A 22,300-nucleotide genomic window follows, 5' to 3' on the forward strand; every position below is an offset into this window, starting at 1 on the left:
AACATGGATAATAAATTTCCTAATGTAGGAGAAAACTTAAGGTTATTAAGACAAGATATGGGTATAAGTTTAGATAAAGCTTCAAAGATGACAGGAGTTAGTAAAGCAATGCTGGGGCAGATTGAAAGAGGTGAATCTAGCCCCACTGTATCTACCTTATGGAAAATTTCATCTGGATTCAAAATAAACTTTACGACACTGTTAAATGAAAATACAAACACTTATGAGGTTATAAAAAAAGAGGATGTAGAACCTATTATTGAACAACAAGGCAATATGAAGTTGTATCCTATATATCCTTTTAGCCCTCAAAGGAGGTTTGAACTTTTTATAATTGAGCTTGAAGCAAATTGTACTCATGTTTCATCTACACATAGTCATGTTCTGGAAGAGTATGTACTTGTAATAGAAGGTAAACTTGAACTTAATGTAGATGGAAAAACTTATATTTTAGAGTCTGGACATTCAATTAGATTTGATGGAACACTAGAACATTTATATAAAAATTTAAATAACGGAAGAACTGTATTTCATAATATAGAAGTTTATAGATAATTTTATAGTTATCTATTTTGGGAATAAATATTTATTACCAAAATGGATAACTTATTTTTATAATGTCGAAAAGATTTGTATGCATGTACTAACATTATTGTTTTAAAATAAACATAAAAGCATTATAATAATATTAATAAAATATAATAAAAAGGAAGAATATATGATTATGAAAGTTATATTGACAGTATTAGTATTAGCAATCTTATATATTCTGTATAAGTATGAGACTCAACATATAGAAACAACAGAATATACCATATTTAATGAAAAAATTCCAAAAGAATTTAATGATTTTAAAATAGTTCAAGTAAGTGATTTACATAATAAGGTATTTGATAAAAACAATAATAAAACATTGATAGATAAAATTGAATCCTTAAATCCAGATGTTATATTTATAACAGGAGACTTAGTTGATGGAGAAAATAAAAATTTTCAAATTGCATTAGATTTAATTGATAATTTAGTAAAAAAATATGAAGTGTACCATATAATTGGAAATCATGAACAAAAATCTTTAATAAAAAAATACAAACATCTATATAGGGATTATTTTAAGGAATTGTATTCAAAAAAAATAATAAATATGGAAAATGAATCTGTAAGAATATATAAAGGAGATAGTTATATTAATCTATATGGTTTAATCATACCATTGGAATGCTATCCATATTTTTTTGCTAATAATAAAAAGTTAGAATTGCGTGACAGTTTTGTACAAGATAAGTTAGGTAAAATAAACGAAAATGAGTATAATATACTTTTAGCTCATACACCATTTTTCTTTGAAAAATATGTAAAATGGGGAGCTGATTTAGTTCTGGCTGGTCATGTTCATGGTGGTATAATAAGAATACCTTTTATTGGAGGTGTACTATCTCCAAATAGAGAGTTTTTTCCTAAGTATGATTGGGGAAAATATGAAAAAGGTAGTAGCACTATGGTTTTAAATAAAGGCTTAGGAGGTTCAAAAGTTCTCATTAGACTTAATTGTAAACCAGAAGTAGTAAGAATTACATTAAAGTCTAATTAATAAGGTTTTTTGTGTATATAAACATCAATGACATATATATAAAATTGGTGTAAAACCCTATTAAATAGATACAATTATTAATTTTTAATAATTATTTAATTAATGTAAATAAATTGTTATTTTTAGCATGTAATATTTAAAATATAGGGGGTAGTTAAAAATCATGGGTGATATAATTAGATTTTATGAATCTGTAAAAAACAAATATCCGAAATTAAAAGATGGAACTAGAGTTCATATGTGGCCAAAAGAAAATATCATAATTGGACCTATTTATGATGAGGCAAATGGATATGAAAAAAGTATAGGAAGTGTGGATAGTTTAAGTTGGAAGCAAGTTGTTGTACTAGCAGAATGTGATGGGAAAAATACTACTAAAGATATATTAGATATATTATCCAACAGATATAGAAATATCCCTGACATGAGAGATAAGGTTATGGAATTTTTTATGTTTTATGATAATGAATATTTAACCTTTGAAGATGAGGAACAAACATTATCAAGTGTTTTTGAGATAACAGGAAATAAAGTATATCTTACACCTTTATACTTTACAATAGAGATAGATGGTAATGACAATAGGGTTCAATATTTTTCTGAAGTTATAAGTTTATTAAAGTGTATGTATGAAAAAGGGTGTAGGTTTATAGAAGTTATTGGTGAAGGTATTCTAAAAAACAAAGATATGAAAGAAGTATTTCAATATATGTTAGACCATTTTGATTTAATTATAGTAACTAAAGATAGTTTTACTATTGAAAGAAGTTTGATAAGAGAATTAGATGATTATCGTCATAAAGTAATATGGAATGTATATTCAGAGAATGATAACATACATGTTAAATTAAAAGAAGATATAAAAATAACTAGTTTGATAAAAAGAGGGCATACAGTAGTAAGGGGAGCTAGAGGAAGAGCAATAAAAATAGAAGATATGAGGTTTAAAGATATAAGAGAAAGATTTTCAAAATATGGTGCAGAATGGAGCCATGTATATATTTCTTCTGATGGCAGTGTAAAATCTTATTCCATTCAAAAAGAAAAAAGAGTCTATTTAGGCAATATATTTGACAATTCAGTTGAAGAAATTTTATTAGAAATGCAAAATAAGATTGATAATCAAGAGATTGTATATCAATAATTATCAAAATTAAGTTTTAGGAATAATTTATGATTGATTGTTTAGTTTTGTGTTAATAATCGTTAATGAGGTGATGTAACTTGTTAAGATTATTGAACAAATTTTTTTATAATGTTTTACTTAAATGTTGGATTTTTATGATGTTATGGATTTTTAGAGAACTTTTTACAGATACAAAATTAGTCAAAAAATTTAAACTTCATAAAATATTTATGTAAAAATCATATAAAATTCATATAACAGATGTATTATATAGAGTATAGAAAGACTAGCTTAAAAACCATAATATAATACCCTATTGTAATGATAACCCTCCCTCACATCCTCAAATAGAGTTATCATTACAAGAATTAATCCATAAATTTAAAATTTATGGTTTTTTTTTATTTAATTTGTTTTATTATCTAGGAATATGATTTATTATAGAATATATAATAAGTAATATAAAATACATTTGATTAAGTTTTTGACATGTTTTTAACTATACTAATAAGGAGGAGTATTTATGAATGTAAATAATCGCAAGTGCCCAGAGTGTGGTGAACATAGTAAAAAATTTGAAGTAATAGAAGAGTGTGAGGAGTGTGTGACATTTGAATGTTACACTTGTGGAACTATATCTATATTAAAGTATTGCGACAACTGTAAAGAATTTGTATTTGTAAATATTCCAAATAATGTAGAGACCTATGAGTATTGTTGCAGTAGATGTAATAATAAGATTTAATATAATTAAAATATATAATTTTATATGTTGTTTATACAAATATCATATAAAATTCATATATGTAATGTATTATAGAAATATAGAAAGAACTAGCTTAAAACATAATATAATTACCCTAAATTTATAATGGCAACTCTCCCTCACATCCTCAAATATAGTTGTCATTATAAAATACTTTGGCTGTTTCAAAAATGTAAAATCATTTTAGAAGCAGTCTATTTTTTTATAAAAAATAAAGAAGGCAACGGGAAGCCTTCTTTCGTGTAAAAAAAGTTTAATTTTTTGTTAAGATTTGTTTGTTTATTTTATATTATCTTTATAATATGTTTTTATTTGAAGGTTGGCAATGGATTTTGCACAACTGGTCATTATGAATGTAAAAGTGGAATATTATTAATAAATAATAATTACAAAATTGTAATTATTATTTATTAAGCAAATGCGTAAAATATCACATTAATGGGTATATAATTAATAATATACTAGTTTGGGGAGGATAAAATTATGAATTATAAAACAATCATATTAAATAGAAAGTCTGTTAGAGAATATAAAAAGACAGATATTAAAAAAGAGTATCTTAGTGAGATTAAGAAATACTCAGAATCTTGTAAGAAACTAGTTCCAGAGATAGACGTTGATATAAGAGTAATGAATAGAAGTGAAGTTTTTGACAATTTAGATAAAATAGCAGGATATAAAGGAAACATGATAGATGCTCCAAGTTATATTATAATATTATCTGAAGTAAAAGATAATTACATCGAAAATTCAGGATACATAGGAGAAAATATAATTTTTAAGGTAACAGACCTTGGAATAGGTTCTTGTTGGGTTACTTTTGAGGATAGTAAAAAGGTATTAGATAAACTTGGAATTGACTCAGACAAAGAGGTAACAGGAATTATTGCCATTGGATATGGAGAAAATGCAAGCAATACTAAAGTACTAAATGCTACAAAGACTGGTGATAATTATTCAAAATCTGATATGCAAGTTGTTTCAGACAATAGTTCTTCTCGTTTAGGTGTAGAAGAAGTAGTTTATATGGATGAGTGGGGAAATAATGCAAATACAAATATATTAGAAGAGAGAGCGCTTCTTGATGCATTCCATTATGCAAGATTAGCTCCATCTACATTAAATAGACAACCATGGAGATTTATAGTTGATGGAGGAGTTGTAGTTTTAGCAGTTAGAAAAGATGGTCATACTAATTTGTATGAAGAAAAAATAGATGTTGGTATAGTTATGCTTTATTTTGCAACAATAATAAGTGCAACTATGTTTGAGTTAAAATGGAATTTAGGTACTCCAGACAAAGATTATAAAATACCAGAAGACTATAAAATAGTTGGATATTGTAATATATAAAACAGTTTAATATTTAATTTAGTTTTACTTAAATTAATTTCTATAAAGAGTTCAATACATTATATGGAATAATGTCATTGAACTCTTTTGTTGTATAGTTGTATAATCTAATTTCAGCATTATTAGTTGATAAATTTTATGTAAAAGAGGATTATTAATGTAAATTATTGGACTTGATATAAAGCCAATATAAAATTGATAGCTAAATGAGTAAATGTTATACTTTAAACTGAATCTGTATCTATTGTTGAAATAGTATTTTAAATCTTACAATTTTGTGCATAGATTGAGAGGTATATTATTTTATTAAACTGTATAATTTGCTTGGAGGGAATGTTAAATGGAATGGATAAATAAATTAAATCAAGCTATTACTTATATTGAAGACAATCTTGAAAGTGGAGTGGATTATGCAGAAGCAGCAAAAATTGCATGTTGTTCAACCTTCCATTTTCAAAGAATGTTCTCATATATTGCAGAAGTACCTTTGTCTGAATATATTAGACGTAGACGTATGACTAAGGCAGCATTTGAACTACAAAATAGTAATATTAAAATTTTAGAGCTGTCTGAGAAATATGGTTATGATTCACCCACATCTTTTAATAGGGCTTTTCAAAACATACATAGTATTTCTCCGTCTGCTGCTAGAGCAAAAGGTGTTGTTTTAAAAGCATATCCTAGGATAACCTTAACTATTTATGTAAAGGGAAATGTAGAAATGCAATATCGTATTGTGGAAAAAAAGGGATTTCGTATTGTTGGTATAAAAGAAAGTATGAATATGATTGTAGAAGAGTGTTTTGATAAAGTTCCTAAATTGTGGGATAAATCCATAAAAAATGGAACAATTGATAAGATTTCAGAGTTAATAAATAACGAACCTCATGGGTTGCTTGGAGTTAGTGTATGTACAGATAATAAAGGCTTAGATTATTACATTGCTGTCTCAACGGATAATCCTATAGTAGAAAATACTTATGAATACTTTATACCATCAGGTACATGGGCAGTATTTGAATGTATTTCCCCAATGCCAAATGCTTTGGCAATACAAGAATTACAAAAAAGAATTATTACTGAATGGTTACCAAGCTCTGGATATGTATATGCTAATGTACCAGATATTGAACTTTATCCTAATGGTGATATTAATGCTCCTGATTATACAACAGAAGTTTGGATTCCAATTAAGAAACAATCCCAAAATTAACGAACAATATAAACCTTTAAAATTACAGACTGGAAATGGTCTGTTATTTTTTTTGATAAATGGAAAGCATACTTTACATAAGATGGATATCGTTGTATAATTATGGAAAGTAGACTTTACATAAATGAGGTATAAAAGGAGAGCAAAGTGAAAAATAGATTAGAAGAAATAAGAAAAAAGAGAGGTATAAAACAAGAAGAACTTGCATCTGCTTTGCAAGTATCAAGGCAAACTATAGGTTCATTAGAAAATGGTAGATATAATCCTTCTATTATATTAGCTTTTAAGATAGCAAGATATTTTGATATGAATATTGAAGAAATATTTATTTATGAGGAGGAGTAAAAATGAAAAAGGACAGATTATATGTTGGAATTGGATATTTTATTTGTGGAATTTTACTTGTTTTATTGGCTACACTTACAGAGTTTTCATTTGAGGCTTTGATTTGGGGATTATCTGGAGCTACTTTGGGTCCTGGGGTATGTATGATTTTTCAATATATATATTGGAGTAAACCAGAAAGAGCTGTAGAATATAAAGAAAAGATAGAGAATCAAAGGATAGAGATGAATGATGAAAGAAGAATTATGTTACGTGACAAATCTGGACGTATTACTAATCAAATCATGTCTTATGTTTTCGTAATTCTTATACTTATTGTTTCTATATTGAGTGTGTTCTCTGTAATGCTGACAAGTAGGTGGGTTTTAATTGTTCTTGGATTACTTATTTTATTTCAATTTATTTGTGGTGCTGTTGTATATAATAAATTAGATAAAAAGTTGTAATGAATTATAACACTGAATATAAAATTATATAAAAGCAAATTAGTTTATAAATTGACAGTATAAGCTTAAACTATATGTATAAATTCTTAAAAGCCACAAGTATTATATATTGTGGCTTTTTTATATGGAATTCTATATGTTTTGAAGAGAAGTACTATAGTATTATCATTACTTATGAATGATTTTTATAGATTACAAAATAGGCTAGTCTTCATATAAATTACCACTATTTTTTTTATTAAGAGTTCCTTCTAATTCAATCATTAGAAATTTTGTAAGTTTTTTAACTACTGGTCTATGTATTGTATTTTGAGGTACAATGATAAATTCTCCTTCTTTAACTTCTGTTAATCCTTCTGGAGTTTCCAAATTAAATCCTCCCTCTATTACATAAAACAATTCATCTGATTTTTCATGAACATGAAAATCTAAGCTTCTATTTGCTACTTATACAACACTTAGTATATTATTGTTTATTTTTCCTAATTTTTTGTATACGTACAGTTGTTCAATATTATTTACTTCTTCAATTATATTAGTTTTTGATAACATTAGAATCTCCTTTAGATTTTATTTTTGTTTGACTTTTAGTATATCTGTATGTTAACATCAATCTAATTATTTGTGAAATAGATTGATTTGATTATATCAATCTGATATTTAGATGAAATGAGGTACATAGATATGGAATTAAAGCATTTAAATACATTTTTAACACTTAGTAAAATTAAAAATTTTACTAGAACTGCTGAACATTTGAACTATGCACAATCAAATATTACAGCTCATATACAACAATTAGAAAAGGAATTGGATGTACATCTCTTTGAACGTATAGGAAAAAGTGTAGAATTGACTAGAGAAGGTGAGAAGTTGGTTCCATATGCTGAAAAAATGCTTTTATTATCATCTGATATAAAAAAGATGTATAAAGAGAAAGATAATTATGGGCGTATTGTTATTGGAGCATCAGAATCTATTTGTATTTTTAAGTTACCTGAGATTATCAAAGTATATAAAGAGAAATATCCAGATGTTGACCTTTTTATAAAAACTCTAGATTCTTCTGATTTTGTTCCTTTACTTGCTGATAATACGATTGACATAGCATTTATACTTGATTTACCTATAAATGATAAATCTACTATTTCTGTATTAAAAAATGAGGAGCCAATCTGTATCTTATCAGTTCCAGAAACTAAGTTAGCCTTAAAAGAAAAGGTGTATATTCAGGATTTTAAAAATGTTCCATTTATTTTGACAGTAAAGAGTTGTTGTTATAGAAGTTTATTTGAGAAAGAGCTATCTGAATCATCTATAGTACCCAAAATAGTTCTTGAAACTGGAAGTATTCAGGTAATTAAACAAACAGTACTTAGTGGGCTTGGATTGTGCCTTCTTCCAGAGCTTGCAGTAGAAAAGGAATTAAAAAAACATGAATTGGTTAAGATTCCTTATACTACAGACTATAATATTTTTTCACAATTAATTTATCATAAGGATAAGTGGCTGTCTAAGAATTTTTGTGATTTTATCTCTATTGTAAAAAAGACGTATGGGATTATTTTTTAATTGTTTATGCTATGCTAATATAAGATATATATTGATATTTTTAAAAAGATAACATAGTGTAGAGAGGTTGTTTATAAGTTTATATGGTAGGTATATGCATTGTTAGATAAATAGTCTCTTTTCCGGTTTTGGTATAAAAAAGGGATGATTCAAATTTTTATTTTGAAATAATCCCTTAAAATTAATTTTAGTTAATATTTTTATATTATACTATTCCTTTATCTATCATCGCATCTATCATTGAATCAAACCCAGAGCTATTATACATAAACATTACAACATCGGCATTGCTTTCCTCAATCATATCTTTGTATGTTTTATCTATTGAATTTATATTTCTAGGGTCTACTATCTCTACTTCATTAAACATATCAGCAAATAAAAGTGTTGTAGGAGCCTGGTATGAATCTCTAAATATTAGTATTTTTTTATCTAATAATGCTTTAGGATTTTTTACAGTTAATATATTAGTTTGAGCTCCTCTAATGTATGCCCCACCATAATCCCACTTTTTATCACTTCTTTTAGTTGCATAGACCTGTCTTTCTTCTTTTTCTTTTCCATTTATATCAAAGCTATAATCTTGGTTATCTTTTGTCATATAAACTACATATTCATTTTCTTTAATTAGCATATCTATATTTTGATTATAACTTCCTACAAACTTTTTATCAGTAACTATAGACTTTTTGTAGCTATTAAAATGATTTCTTAAATCTTGCTTAGAAAGACCCAAGTCCATATTTGATGCCATCATTTTAAAGCCTTCAAATGCTCCATATCCAGTCCAATGATGGTCAGTTTTAAAATATAAATTTTCTCTTTCTTTATTTGAATAGTTGCTTAAAAAATACTCATCCATATCTATGTATTTAATTGAATCTTGATTTAATCTACTTTTAAAATTCTTTAAATTTATATCTATATTACTTATATTATCAACATACTTAGGATATAAATGTTTTAGCATATTAGATTTATGTGGCATCATTGTAAAATACACATCTTTTCCCATATCTTTACTTAGAACAGATAAGTAATTAATAGACTTTTCGTATCTATTTAATTGGTTTTGGTTTAAAACTTTTGGAAACATACCTAATATCCAGTTATCTTTTCCTAAGTAATAGTTACCTACTTTAGTTTTATTTAAACTAGCTTGAGATTTTGTATTTATTGATATCATTTCATCTCTAAATGCAAAATGGTCATTAAAGTACTCTTCAAATTTATCTATGTAGTTACCTTTTTTAAAATTTTCTATAGTTGGGAATTTTGCAAGATTTCTATTTTCAGTTATACTTAATTTTTTCTTTGGAAGTGAGAAGTTTAGTATAAAAAATCCAAATACTATAATTAAAAATGAAATGGCAACAATCTTTGGTTTATTTTTATTCATGTCAATACCTCCAAAATTAGAATCTAAAGTATAAGAATGGATTATAAGTTGAGCTACTTAACATTACCATTACAATAAACATGCAAACAACTATGAAAGCCGCATTAGTAACTTGACACATTGTGCTATTTAGTGTATTTTTCTTCTTCTTAACTACTAATGACTTTATAACTTCTACAATAGGAGTTGATAGAATGATTGCTCCAACAATTATATACCAATATTCAATTATAAATACATTGAATGCATTACTGACAAGTGGATAATTGCCAGAACCAAACATAATACCTATAAACTTAATAGCTTTTGGTAAATCTTCTGCTCTAAAAAATACCCATCCAATCATGACTATAAAAAGTAAATACATGTGTCTTATGATTCTTGGCATTTTATATAACAACCTTTCTAAAAATACTTTTTCTATTGATATTAATATTCCAAAATATAGACCCCATATAATAAAAGTCCAATTAGCTCCATGCCACATGCCAGTTAAAAACCATACTATAAATAGATTTCTATATAGTTTTAATCTAGAGACTCTATTTCCACCTAATGGGAAATATACATAGTCTTTGAACCAAGTACTTAAAGATATATGCCACCTTCTCCAAAACTCAGATACTGTTTGAGAGATATATGGATAGTTGAAATTTTCTAAAAAATTAAATCCAAATATCTTACCTAAACCAATAGCCATATCACTATAACCACTAAAGTCATAGAATATTTGAAGTGTATAGCAAACTACACCTAGCCACACATCAAGTCTTGATAAATCTCCAGATGACTTATTAAATACATCATCTGCAATTATACCTAATTGATTTGCTAAAATTACCTTTTTTCCAAGACCAATAACGAATCTGTTTACGCCTTGAGTAAATTTATACCAATTATGTTCTCTATGTTCAATGGCATCTGCCACAGTCTGATATCTAACAATAGGACCTGCTACAAGCTGAGGGAATAAACTTATGTATAATGCTAGGTTAGTTAATTTTCTTTGAACTTTAGCATCATTTCTATATACATCTATTACATAGCTCATTATCTGAAATGTGAAAAATGAGATACCTAAAGGTAATTTAATTTTAGGTATAGTTATATTTGTGTTTAATAAAAAATTAATATTATCTACAAAGAAATTGCTATACTTGAATATCCCAAGAATGGATATATTGTAAATCACAGAAAGCACAACCCATATTTTCTTATCTTTACTGTAAGAAACTTTAATACCCAATATATAGTTTACTATTATTGATAGCATCATCAAAAAAATATATTTTGGTTCTCCCCATGCATAGAAGGCAATACTTGCTAGAAGTAACACAACATTTTTATACTTAGAATTTGCCAAGTAATAGCAAATGAGTGTGACTGGAAAGAATAAAAATAAAAATATTAAACTACTGAATATCATATTAGACTCCTTATCTTTTTATTATTTAATAAATGAATAATAAATAAAACAACTAAAATTAATAATATATATATTAAGAGTGAGGTCTTGATTTATTTCTGATTTTAAGCCCATACTATTTAACTACCACTGCTTGCTGAGCACTTCTTGAGAGTACCAATACCAACAATAAGTTGATGTAGCAAGAATTATACTCAGAGCAATTGTTAAAGATCTAGCTTTATAACTTTTTATGTATTTTAGTGTTATTTTTAAATTATCTTTTATATTTACAACTTCCTTTTTTAACTAAATAAATTATATATTTATCTAAAATATATAGCAAAGTAAGTATTTTCAAGTTTTAAGTACTTAATTGTACAAATTTAGCTGTGTTTTTACAAGTTTTATTAATATATATGTAAATTTTGACTTTTTATATAATTTTTTTAAAATGATGTAATGTTATAATGGATTAATAAAGCTATTATGATAAAATAATAAAGAAAAATCACGGACACATTGTTTAACTATATGTGTTTGCCTTTGGTTGTAGCTCTATACAGTCCATTAAGATAGATGTTGTTTATATCTATAATTGTAAAAAGAACTCTTTATTAAGTATTGGAGTCAGAATACTTTCAGATATGCTTTTATTACAAGTTTGTTTTAAATGACAAATACTTTAAAATAATATCGAATCGTTATACTGAATAATGATGATTGATTATAAATATTTTTAGAGAGGGAAAAGTTTTAGAGATTGGGAAAAAATCAATATGATAAGAAGTATGGATTTATTAAGTAAATACATAAAAAATCCTGCTTTGTTTAGATATGTTTTAGGAGTTCAAGAAGTCATGCCTATGGTATTTATACTTATACAAGGCTAGAAACAAAGATGAAAAAATATTACAATAAAAAAACTCTTTAGTCTAAACTAAAGAGTTTTAATTTATTGGTGCCGCTGATGGGACTCGAACCCATATGGTTTCCCGTACGATTTTGAGTCGTATGCGTCTGCCAGTTCCGCCACAGCGGCTTATATTTTAAATCCGAACTACTTGTATATCCTACCAGATTTTCCAAGAATATGCAAGAGGAATATTGAATACAAAGCACTCATCAAACTGTCAAAATATCATAAATACTAGCTTTTCCTCATAAAAACTTATGAATCAACACAGTTGATTTTGAGTTAATTGCATCTACCAATTCCACCACTCGGTCATGTCATGTTTATTATTATAGCAAAAAAATATATTGTTTGCAACATATTTAATTTTAATATACTATTATTATTATGGGAATATTAAATAATAGCATATTGGTATATAATATATATGTTACAAAAATAGAGAATCTTTAGGAGTGATATAATTTGGAAAAAAAATTAATTATAATAGATGGAAATTCAATAATAAATAGAGCATTTTACGCTTTGCCAGAAATGAATAATAAAGAAGGCTTAAAAACTAATGCTATATATGGATTTACGACAATGTTGTTTAAAATAATAGATATATATAAACCAACACATATAAGTGTAGCTTTTGATAGAAAAGCACCTACATTTAGACACTTAGAGTATAAAGATTATAAAGCAGGAAGAAAGGGAATGCCAGATGAATTAGCAGAGCAATTACAGCCACTAAAAGACCTTTTAGATAAATTTAAAATAAATAGATTAGAAATAGATGGTTATGAAGCAGATGATATTATAGGAACTGTTTCTAAAAAAGCAGAGGATAATGGATATAAAGTATACATAGTAACTGGAGACAAAGATGCCATTCAACTTGCTTCAGATAAGACGACTACTCTTATAACAAAAAAAGGTGTAGGAGAAGTTGAAGAATATGACTTTAACTCTGTAATTGAAAAATATGAAATGACTCCAACTCAGTTTATTGACTTAAAAGGACTTATGGGAGATAAATCAGACAACATACCAGGAGTACCTGGAATAGGGGAAAAAACAGGAATAAAACTTATAAAAGAGTTTTCTAGTATAGAGAATTTAATAGAAAATACAGATAAACTTAAAGGAAGCGTAAAAAAGAAGATAGAAGAAAATAAAGAAATAGCTATTCAAAGCAAAAGACTTGCAACAATTATAAGAGATGTACCAATTGAAGTAAATTTGGATAGTATGATTTTTGGCGATTATGATAAAGATGAACTTTTAGATAAGTTTAGATATTTTGGATTTACAAGCCTTTTATCAAGATTAGTTGACTTGGTTGACTCAGATGATACCGAACAAGTAGAAGAAAAAATAGAAATATTAAAATTAAAAGATATAGATAAATTTATAGATGAAGTAAATAAAAAAGGACAAGTTATTTTAAAAACTGTTAGAGGACAAGGTAATATACTTGAAAAAAATATAATATATATCTTTATAAGTGTAGATGGAGAAAAAATATATTATATAGATTCAGATGAAGTAACAAAATTAGATGGTATACTTTCAAATAAAGAAATCAAGAAGTTTGGATATAATTTAAAGGATGATTATATATCTTTAAAGCCATATAATATAAACTTGGAAAATATAAATTTTGATATAACAATAGCGGAGTATTTAATAGATTCTACCTCATCTACATCATATGACTGTAGTGCTATAGCTATGAAATACTTATCAAAAAAAGTTAAATCAAAAGAAGAATTACTAGGTAAAGGTGTTAAATCTAAGAACTACGAAGATTTAGAATTTGAAGATTTGGCAGAGTATATGGGGCAAATAATCTGCACAGTTAAAGAAACAATTCCTATGATGGAAAGAAGTTTAATCGATATGAGTATGGATGGTCTTTTTTACCATGTAGAGATGCCCTTGGTGGAAGTTTTAGGACATATGGAGTATGAAGGTATAAAAGTAGATAAGAGTATACTAGATGACCTAAGTATTGAGTTTAAAGAAATAATTTCTACACTAGAAAAGGAAATTTATGAATTATCAGGAGAGCCATTTAATATAAATTCACCAAAACAATTAGGTGTTATATTGTTTGAAAAATTAGAACTTCCAATAATCAAAAAAACCAAGACTGGATACTCAACTAATGCAGATGTTTTAGAAAAATTAAGGGATAAACATCCAATAATAGACAAAATAACTGAGTATAGACAAATAGTAAAGCTGAATTCTACTTATGTTGAAGGTCTTCTAAACATAATAAATCCAGAAAGTAATAGAATTCATTCATCATTTAATCAAACTATAACAACTACTGGAAGGATTTCATCTACAGAACCAAATCTTCAAAATATACCTATAAAAATGGAAATGGGTAGAAAAATAAGAAAGGTGTTTATTGCAGATGAAAATTGTAAGCTAGTTGATGCCGATTACTCACAAGTAGAACTTAGAGTTCTTGCACATATGAGTCAAGATGAAAATATGATAGAAGCATTTAAACATAATGAAGATATTCATACTAAAACAGCTTCACAAGTTTTCAATGTTTCTATGGAAGATGTAACTAGTGAATTAAGAGGTGCAGCTAAGGCAGTAAACTTTGGTATTATATATGGTAAAAGTGATTTTGGATTGGCTGATGATTTAAATATACCTGTGCCAAAAGCAAAAGAGTATATAGAAAGTTATTTTGCTAAGTATCATAAGATAAAAGAGTTTATGGACACTACAGTAGAAAAGGCCAGTGAAGATGGTTATGCTGTGACTATCTTAAACAGAAGAAGATATATACCAGAAATAAAATCTAGCAATTTTATGGAGAGAAATAGAGGAAAGAGATTTGCAATGAATGCACCAATACAAGGAAGTGCAGCAGATATAATAAAGATTGCTATGATAAATGTTCACAAAAAGTTAGAAGAAAATGATTTGAAATCAAAGCTTATACTACAAGTTCATGATGAATTGATAGTTGAAGCAATTGACGATGAAATAGATATAGTTAAAAAGATTGTAAAAGATGAAATGGAAAATGCTGTAAATATGGATGTTCACTTAGATGTAGATTTAAATGTTGGTAGTTCTTGGTATGAGACAAAGTAGGTGATTTTATGTTGATATTAGGACTTACAGGAGGGATAGGCTGTGGAAAAAGCAGCCTATCGAATATATTTAGAAAATTTAACATTACTATAGTGGATGCAGATATTATATCTAGACAAATCTTTGAGGATGAGTTGTTATTAGAAAAAGTATTTAAACATTTTGGTCGAAATATAAAAAAGGATGATGGAACTTTAGATAGAAAAGCTCTTGGGAAAATAGTTTTTAATGATGAAGAAAAACTTAATGAGTTAAATAATCTGACACATCCAATAATAAGAGAAAAAATAATAAGTGATATAGAAGAAGCTAGAAAAAAAGACGAAAAGATAGTAATATTAGATGCAGCAATATTAGTAGAAAGTGGATTTTTGGAAATAGTAGATAAGCTATTAGTGGTTACTTGTAAACAAGAAGTACAAATTAGCCGAATACAAAAGAGAGATAATTGTAGTAAACAAGAAGCACTTAGCAGAATAAATTCACAAATGAGTCAGGAAGAAAAATCCAAATATGGTGATTATATAATAGATAATTCGGGAACAATAACTGAATTAGAGAATAAAGTATACAAATTTATTGAATACATGAAGGAGAATTGGCGTGAATAATAAGAAAGTATTGGTTCTATCTATTTTTATAATCTTATTTGGGGCACTATTAATGGAAAGCAAAATAATACATAAGTTTTTGTATCCTAAAAAATACTCAGAGTATGTAGAAAAATATTCTAAAGAATTTAATTTAGATGAAAATATAGTTTACAGTGTCATAAAAGCAGAAAGTAAGTTTAATAGCTCTGCTGTTTCAAAAAAAGAGGCCAAAGGGTTAATGCAAATATTAGACATAACTAGAGATTGGGGAGCGGAAGAACTGAATCTAGAAAATATTGATATTTTTGACCCAGAAACCAACATAAGAATTGGTTGTTGGTATTTAAATAAATTATATAAAGAATTTGGTTCATTGGATTTAGTAATAGCTGCATATAATGGTGGCTCAGGTAATGTAAAGAAATGGTTAGAAAATAATGAATATAGTAAAGATGGAAAGAATCTACATGATATACCCTTTGAACAAACTTCAAAGTATGTAGAAAAAGTAAAAAATAATTATAAAAATTATAATAAGATATATGGCGAGAAGGGGAAAAACTAATGAAGAAAATAAAAGTCTTAACAGTAATTTTAGCTATAACTCTTATGATAGTTGGTTGTAGTAATACTAAAACAAAAGAAAGTAGCAGTGAATCAGGTATTAAAAGTCAGAGCTCTATAGATGCCAAGTATATAAACTTAACGATGGTGACTCCTAAGACTATAAACCCTATAACAAATACTGATAAGTCTGTTGGCTACATAATGAACTTAATCTATGATGGCTTGTTTACAATAGATGAAAACTATAATGTAACTCCTCAATTAGTGAAGGAGTACAATATAGCTCAAGATGGAATGAGTATAGATATAAAATTAAACGATGCAAAATGGCATGATGGAAAAGAAGTTACTTCAAATGATGTAAATTATACAATTGGTTTAATTCAAAAAAGTGCAGAAAGTCCATATAATGAATTTACAAAAAATATAGCTTCTGTAAATATTAAATCAGATAAAGATTTTACAATAAAATTTAAAGCTAAGTATGCTTTTTCTATTGATAGTTTAATATTTCCAATAGTATCTCAAAATCATTTAGATTCAAAAGATGTAAATGACAAAAATAATAATATGATAGGAAATGGGAAATATAAAATAGAATCATATACAGAAAGAGAAGGAATGATTTTATCTGTGAATAAGGATTACTATGAAGAAGTTCCTAAAGCTATGAAAAATGTAAAAGTAGGAATGGTTCCTAACGAAGATGCTAGAACATCTATGGTTATGGCTCTTGATAGTGATATAACAAATGTTACGCTGAATGATTTGAGCAAATTTCAAGAAAAAGAGTTTAATATAACAAAATATCAAGGTAGAGATTATGAATGTGTATTATTTAATTACAATAATTCTTTTTTTAAGGATGTCAATTTTAGAAAAGCAATTGCACATTCTATAAATAAAAGTAGAATTATTAGTGAAGGTTATATGGATGATGCAACTCCTGTTAATTTTCCACTTAACTCAAAATCAAAATATTATAGCAGTGATGTGAAAGATTTAGAGTACAATAAAGATAAAGCGATTGAGTATCTTAATAAAGTAGAATATGCAAATATAAATGCAGTGAATCCAAAAAATGATAAGGTAGATAAAAAACAAAAAAAATCAACTAAAAAAAATACAAAGAAACTTACTGCAGAAGAACAAAAAAAGGCTGAACAAGAAGAAGCTGAGAGAGTAAAAAAAGAAGCTGAAGATAAAAAAAATAAAGAAAAAGAGGAAGTAAAGAAAAGACTTTCTGAAATGAATTTAAAAATAATAGTAAATAAAGATAATAGTGAGAGGTTAAAAACATCACATATAATAAGTGAAAACCTAAAAGCTATAGGAATAAACAATACAATAAATCAGTTATCAGACAAAGAAATGGAAAGTGCCCTTAATTCTAAAAATTACGATTTGGCATTGGTAGGATGGAAATTATCTATTGTACCAGATGTAAGTAGTATAATAGCAAGCAGCGGATATACTGATGATAAGTTAAATGGATACATGTCTGCACTGACAAGTTCTGCATCTGAAATTGAAACAAAGAAAGCTTATAAAGATGTACAAAAATATGTTGAGGATAATGCAACATTTATAAGTTTAGCTATTAGAAACAACTATATTGTAAGCAATAGTAGACTAAAAGGAAAGATTACTCCAAATGAATTTGATGTATATGAGGGAATCTCTAACTTAGATATAAGCTCAAATGAATCGAAATAAATTAAATGACTAATTTATATTTAAAAAATTTAAACTGTGTGATAAAATACCCTTATAGGGTATAAGGAGGTAATTGATATGAAAAAGAAACTATTAGTAGAAGGTATGAGTTGTGGACACTGTGTAAATCACCTTAAAACTGCATTAACAGAAGATATAGATGGTGTTGAAGTTTTAGATGTAGATTTGGAAAATAAATGTGCATCTGTAGATATGAAAGATGATGTATCAGTTGATAAGTTAAAAGAAGTAATAGCAGAGTTAGGTTTTGAATTAAAAGGAATTGAATAAAAAATAATAAAATAAAAAAAGACCTCTATTGGGGGAGTAATAGAGGTCTAAAAATGGGGGAGATTGAGTATGTTTGATTTTACATTACTATTATCTCCCCTTTTAAATTAATATATACATAAAAAGTAAAAAATTTCGAGAAAGATTCACATTTCGTAAACTTTTTGAATATACTATAAATAGCTAAGGGAGGGAGTATCATGGAGTCTAGAGGATATAAAGAAGATTTAAAAAAAATGATACTTGATATGGCCCACAAAGAACTTGAGAGTTATGTATCACAAAAAGGAGCAAAAAAATACTTTGAAGGTAATTTGGATAAAGTTATTAATAATAATATAAAAAAATTCAATCAAAGTATTGGTCTTAATAGAGTATATTTAAAAATGTTAAAAAAGTGTGCATATCAAGAAAGTGTAACTTCGATATCAAGAACTATCAAAAAAGAAACATTATTTAAATCAAAAAAAGAGCTATTTGCTTTTTCAGAGTACTTAAAGCTTAATGTTAATAAGCGACTTTCATATAATCAGATTTTAAGAAAAATATCAAGGTATATATACTATAATAGAAATTCATATGCTCAAAAATATGTTACTTTCAAAAGAGGAGATGAAGAATATCTTTTAGAACCTGAGAAAATAAAAGATGAACTGATATCAAGCTATAGGTCAAAAACTAGGGAAGATATGAAATCAATAGCAAAACTTTTAGATATAGAAATAGAGGATGATTATAGTGCTGAAGATATTAGAAAAAAAGTAATAAACTATATTATAAAAGAAAAAATTAAAAATTAAATATAAAAATTAAAAAAATAAGTTCTATTATTTTACACAATCAAGATAACTTGAGTACAATTTTTTCATGTGTTTAATAGAACTTATTCTTTTTTTGACATATTCTTTTAAATAATTTAATGCTACTTAAGTATTACGTAGTATTATTCAAATTTTTAACTTAATTTGATTTAAATAAAGTTATAATAATGATATAATATAAAAAAAGTAAAAATTGGAGAGTGATTTCAAAATGAAGTTTAGTTTTTGCCATAACAATTTTAATGTTACTAACTTAGAAAAAAGTTTGAATTTTTATGATAAAGCTTTAGGTCTAAAAGAAGTAAAGCGTAAAGAAGCAGAAGATGGAAGTTTTATACTAGTTTATTTAGGAGATGGGATTACTAGCCATACATTAGAGTTAACTTGGCTTAGAGATTGGGATAGACCATATAATTTAGGGGATAATGAGTTCCATTTGGCTTTAGAAGTTGAAGAGTTTGATGAGGCAAAAAAACTTCATAAAGACTTAGATTGTATATGTTTTGAAAATGAAAGTATGGGAATTTATTTTATAGCGGACCCAGATAATTATTGGATTGAAATACTTCCTAAGAATCATTAATTTTAATAATATAATTATAATTTCTTTACAATTAATAATAGAATAAGTTATCATTAAAATATAGTTGTTAAAAATGGATAATAGTGGTACAAATTTATGATTATAAAAATATGTTGGGGGGAGTGATAGTAGTGAAGAAAGCTATAACGGCTTTAGGGATTGGAGCAGTAGCAGTATCTGTTAGTTCCATACATGCAAGTGCTCTTGAAAAGGGAGTTGTGACAGCTAGTGCTTTAAATATAAGAAGCGGGCCAAGTGCTGATTGTGACAAAGTAGCAAAGTTATATAAGGGAAAAACTGTAGAAATTTTAGAAAAATCTAATGGTTGGTATAAAGTAAGAGTGTCAAGTTCTGTTGTTGGCTGGGGAAGTTCAAAATACATATCAACGAGTGGTTCATCTGGAAGTACTTCGAATCAAAATAATTCAACATCAAGTGGAACATCTATTAGTGGGAATGGAAAAGTAAATGTCAGTTCTAGATTAAATATAAGAAGTGGTGCAGGTACAAACTACTCATTAGTTGGTAAAGCAAATAATGGAGATGTAGTAAAGTTATTAGAACAAAGTAATGGATGGTATAAAATAAAGCTATCAAATGGAGTTACTGGATGGGCTAGTAGTCAGTATATCTCAAAAACATCAGAAGATGTTGGAACAAATGATTCTAATTCAAGTAATACTACTAATAATAACAACACTGATAAAAATCAATCTAGTGAAGTATCACTTGAAGGCAAGAAGGGAAAAGTAACATCTACTGTAAGTTTAAATGTAAGAAGTGGTCCTGGGACAAGCTATTCTGTAATCGGAAAATTAAATGGTGGAGATGTTGTTGAGTTAAAAGCTAAAAGTAATGGATGGTATAAAGTAAAATTATCAAATGGGACAACTGGATGGGTAAGTTCTAGTTATATTTCTGAGACTACTGAAGGATTAAAAGAAAACTCTAATTCATCATCTAATAATAATTCCCAATCTAATAGTAATTCAAATTCTTCATCTATTGGAAATTCAGATAAATCGACTGTAAATGGTTCAAAAGTAGTAGATTTTGCATATACACTTATTGGAATACCATATCAATGGGGAGCATCTGGTCCAGATAAGTTTGATTGTTCTGGATTTACACAGTATGTTTTTAAACACTCAGTTGGACTTTCTATACCAAGAGTTTCTAGAGAGCAAGCTCAATTTGGAAGTGCAGTTTCTATGGGTAACTATGCACCAGGAGATTTAGTTTACTTTGATACTGACGGAGATGGAGCAACGAACCATGTAGGTATATATGTAGGCAATAGTAAGTTTATACATTGTAGTGGAACTCAAACTAATCCTAATAAGGTTAAAGTAGACAATTTGACTACTTCATATTGGTCTAAAGCATTGCTTGGAGCAAGAAGATTTGCTTCGTAGATATAATTTTTATTAAAAAATTAAAATAAATAAGTTTTCTATTCATAAATTGAGACTCTTAAAAATATACTTTATTAATAATATAATTTTGGGAGGGGACAAACTAATGAATAGAAGAAAGACGATATACAGAGGATTTAATAATAATAGACATAAGATAGATGTGCGTAAGTATATAATAACTATTGCTTGTTTATGTTTGATTGGCTATTATTCTTATACAAAAATAAAAGATAGCAAGATGTTAGAGTATATATCAGCTAAAATACCATTTCTAAATAGTTCATCAGATATAACTTATAAAGATATATCTGATGAACTAAATGCCATAAAAAATGGAAAAAAATCTAAATCACAAACTAATTCAAATAATAATCAAAATAATAATTCAGAAAAAGCAGTAAATAATACCAAGGAACCAGAAGAAGTAAAATTAGCTACTATTGAAGGATGGGATATATATACCATCCAAGTTGCTGCAATAGATAATGATGACGATTTGAAAAAAATACAAACATCATTAGTTAGTAGTGATATACCTTTTTCAGTTATGGAGAAGGATGGAGTAAAAAAAATACAAACATACTCTTCTTTTGATGAAAATGAAGTTAGAAAGCATATGAGTTCTATAAGAAAAGTATTTCCAGATGCGTTTTTATCTCATTTAGATGCACCTATGCTATCTTTAGAATATACAAGTAATTATGCTTATATAGATAGTATATCCAAAGAATTAAATAAATTAATAACAAACTTTAAAGAAGAATCAAGTTTTTGGTCGAATGATGAAAATAATGTAGATATGGAAAAATATAATACTATTTTGACAAATAGAAAGGCAATATCACAAAATATATCAAAAGAAGCTGAAAAGATTGATTATTCTGAAATGAGTTTATTTAAAGATAATTTGATTGACTATGTAAAGAACATAAACGAAAAAATTGATACTGCCTCAAAAGCAGCAAATGAAGAAAAATATAGTGTAAGTAAAAGTCTACTTTTATCATCTATGCAAGAGTATTCTTTGTTCATAAATTCCATAAAATAAAATACAGAAAATTTAGA

General features: G+C 26.8%; 20 protein-coding genes, 1 tRNA gene and 1 pseudogene. 18 read left to right on the plus strand and 4 right to left on the minus strand.

Features of this window, described 5'->3' with window-relative positions; translation table 11 throughout:
* Positions 1 to 3: 3 nt before the first annotated feature.
* From IC219_RS11305 to IC219_RS11340, 8 genes are all read left to right on the plus strand, one after another.
* A complete protein-coding gene (locus tag IC219_RS11305; RefSeq protein ID WP_227434053.1) occupies positions 4 to 555 on the plus strand; it encodes a helix-turn-helix domain-containing protein in 552 nt (183 codons plus the stop codon).
* A gap of 163 nt (positions 556 to 718) precedes the next feature.
* The gene (locus IC219_RS11310; protein WP_227434054.1) at positions 719 to 1,591 is read left to right on the plus strand and encodes a metallophosphoesterase; all 873 of its coding nucleotides are present in this window, start codon (positions 719 to 721) and stop codon (positions 1,589 to 1,591) included.
* 163 nt (positions 1,592 to 1,754) lie between these two features.
* The gene (locus IC219_RS11315) at positions 1,755 to 2,735 is read left to right on the plus strand and encodes an SPASM domain-containing protein (protein WP_227482177.1); all 981 of its coding nucleotides are present in this window, start codon (positions 1,755 to 1,757) and stop codon (positions 2,733 to 2,735) included.
* 505 nt (positions 2,736 to 3,240) lie between these two features.
* Positions 3,241 to 3,462 (plus strand): hypothetical protein, encoded by a 222-nt coding sequence (locus IC219_RS11320; protein ID WP_227482178.1) that lies wholly within the window; start codon positions 3,241 to 3,243, stop codon positions 3,460 to 3,462.
* A 504-nt stretch (positions 3,463 to 3,966) separates the two neighbouring features.
* The gene (locus IC219_RS11325) at positions 3,967 to 4,836 is read left to right on the plus strand and encodes a nitroreductase family protein (RefSeq protein ID WP_227434057.1); all 870 of its coding nucleotides are present in this window, start codon (positions 3,967 to 3,969) and stop codon (positions 4,834 to 4,836) included.
* A gap of 340 nt (positions 4,837 to 5,176) precedes the next feature.
* A complete protein-coding gene (locus tag IC219_RS11330; protein WP_227831253.1) occupies positions 5,177 to 6,049 on the plus strand; it encodes an AraC family transcriptional regulator in 873 nt (290 codons plus the stop codon).
* A 147-nt stretch (positions 6,050 to 6,196) separates the two neighbouring features.
* Positions 6,197 to 6,394 (plus strand): helix-turn-helix transcriptional regulator, encoded by a 198-nt coding sequence (locus IC219_RS11335; protein WP_021383879.1) that lies wholly within the window; start codon positions 6,197 to 6,199, stop codon positions 6,392 to 6,394.
* 2 nt (positions 6,395 to 6,396) lie between these two features.
* Positions 6,397 to 6,840, plus strand: a complete 444-nt coding sequence (locus tag IC219_RS11340; RefSeq protein ID WP_227831252.1) for a hypothetical protein — start codon at positions 6,397 to 6,399, stop codon at positions 6,838 to 6,840.
* 204 nt (positions 6,841 to 7,044) lie between these two features.
* Here IC219_RS11340 and IC219_RS11345 read toward each other — a convergent pair.
* Positions 7,045 to 7,257: pseudogene (locus IC219_RS11345) on the minus strand (cupin domain-containing protein); the annotation flags it as partial.
* A gap of 267 nt (positions 7,258 to 7,524) precedes the next feature.
* On the opposite strand from IC219_RS11345, the gene IC219_RS11350 reads away from it, so the two are divergent.
* Positions 7,525 to 8,412: a LysR family transcriptional regulator gene (locus tag IC219_RS11350; protein ID WP_227831250.1), complete on the plus strand. Its 888-nt coding sequence runs from the start codon at positions 7,525 to 7,527 to the stop codon at positions 8,410 to 8,412.
* Positions 8,413 to 8,617: 205 nt separating this feature from the next.
* Here the strand turns inward: IC219_RS11350 and IC219_RS11355 are convergent, their stop codons facing one another.
* From IC219_RS11355 to IC219_RS11365, 3 genes are all read right to left on the minus strand, one after another.
* The gene (locus tag IC219_RS11355) at positions 8,618 to 9,811 is read right to left on the minus strand and encodes an alginate O-acetyltransferase AlgX-related protein (RefSeq protein WP_227831249.1); all 1,194 of its coding nucleotides are present in this window, start codon (positions 9,809 to 9,811) and stop codon (positions 8,618 to 8,620) included.
* 16 nt (positions 9,812 to 9,827) lie between these two features.
* Complete coding sequence (locus IC219_RS11360) at positions 9,828 to 11,237, minus strand: MBOAT family O-acyltransferase (protein ID WP_227831248.1); 1,410 nt, start codon at positions 11,235 to 11,237, stop codon at positions 9,828 to 9,830.
* A gap of 938 nt (positions 11,238 to 12,175) precedes the next feature.
* A tRNA-Leu gene (locus IC219_RS11365) sits at positions 12,176 to 12,258 on the minus strand.
* Positions 12,259 to 12,597: 339 nt separating this feature from the next.
* Between IC219_RS11365 and polA the strand changes: the two genes are divergently transcribed.
* The 9 genes from polA (at position 12,598) to IC219_RS11410 (ending at position 22,283) form a co-directional block, all read left to right on the plus strand.
* Complete coding sequence (gene polA, locus IC219_RS11370) at positions 12,598 to 15,246, plus strand: DNA polymerase I (RefSeq protein ID WP_227482181.1); 2,649 nt, start codon at positions 12,598 to 12,600, stop codon at positions 15,244 to 15,246.
* Between the two features lie 8 nt (positions 15,247 to 15,254).
* A complete protein-coding gene (gene coaE, locus IC219_RS11375) occupies positions 15,255 to 15,857 on the plus strand; it encodes a dephospho-CoA kinase (RefSeq protein ID WP_227434062.1) in 603 nt (200 codons plus the stop codon).
* Positions 15,850 to 16,404, plus strand: coding sequence for a lytic transglycosylase domain-containing protein (locus IC219_RS11380; protein ID WP_227434063.1), 555 nt, complete (start codon positions 15,850 to 15,852; stop codon positions 16,402 to 16,404). Before coaE ends, IC219_RS11380 begins: the two co-directional genes overlap by 8 nt.
* Positions 16,404 to 18,122 (plus strand): ABC transporter substrate-binding protein, encoded by a 1,719-nt coding sequence (locus IC219_RS11385; protein ID WP_227434064.1) that lies wholly within the window; start codon positions 16,404 to 16,406, stop codon positions 18,120 to 18,122. The genes IC219_RS11380 and IC219_RS11385 overlap by 1 nt, the downstream gene beginning before the upstream one ends.
* A gap of 78 nt (positions 18,123 to 18,200) precedes the next feature.
* Entirely contained in the window at positions 18,201 to 18,413 is a 213-nt protein-coding gene (locus IC219_RS11390) for a heavy-metal-associated domain-containing protein (protein WP_227434065.1), read from the plus strand.
* Between the two features lie 200 nt (positions 18,414 to 18,613).
* A complete protein-coding gene (locus IC219_RS11395; protein WP_227434066.1) occupies positions 18,614 to 19,213 on the plus strand; it encodes a hypothetical protein in 600 nt (199 codons plus the stop codon).
* A 232-nt stretch (positions 19,214 to 19,445) separates the two neighbouring features.
* On the plus strand, positions 19,446 to 19,817 hold the full coding sequence (locus tag IC219_RS11400; RefSeq protein ID WP_227434067.1) for a VOC family protein: 372 nt from the start codon (positions 19,446 to 19,448) through the stop codon (positions 19,815 to 19,817).
* Positions 19,818 to 19,948: 131 nt separating this feature from the next.
* Positions 19,949 to 21,232 (plus strand): C40 family peptidase, encoded by a 1,284-nt coding sequence (locus IC219_RS11405; protein WP_227434068.1) that lies wholly within the window; start codon positions 19,949 to 19,951, stop codon positions 21,230 to 21,232.
* Positions 21,233 to 21,338: 106 nt separating this feature from the next.
* Complete coding sequence (locus IC219_RS11410; protein WP_227434069.1) at positions 21,339 to 22,283, plus strand: hypothetical protein; 945 nt, start codon at positions 21,339 to 21,341, stop codon at positions 22,281 to 22,283.
* Positions 22,284 to 22,300: the final 17 nt, after the last annotated feature.

It is taken from the genome of Clostridioides sp. ES-W-0018-02, assembly GCF_020658175.1.
In the GTDB taxonomy this organism is placed as follows: Bacteria; Bacillota; Clostridia; order Peptostreptococcales; family Peptostreptococcaceae; genus Clostridioides.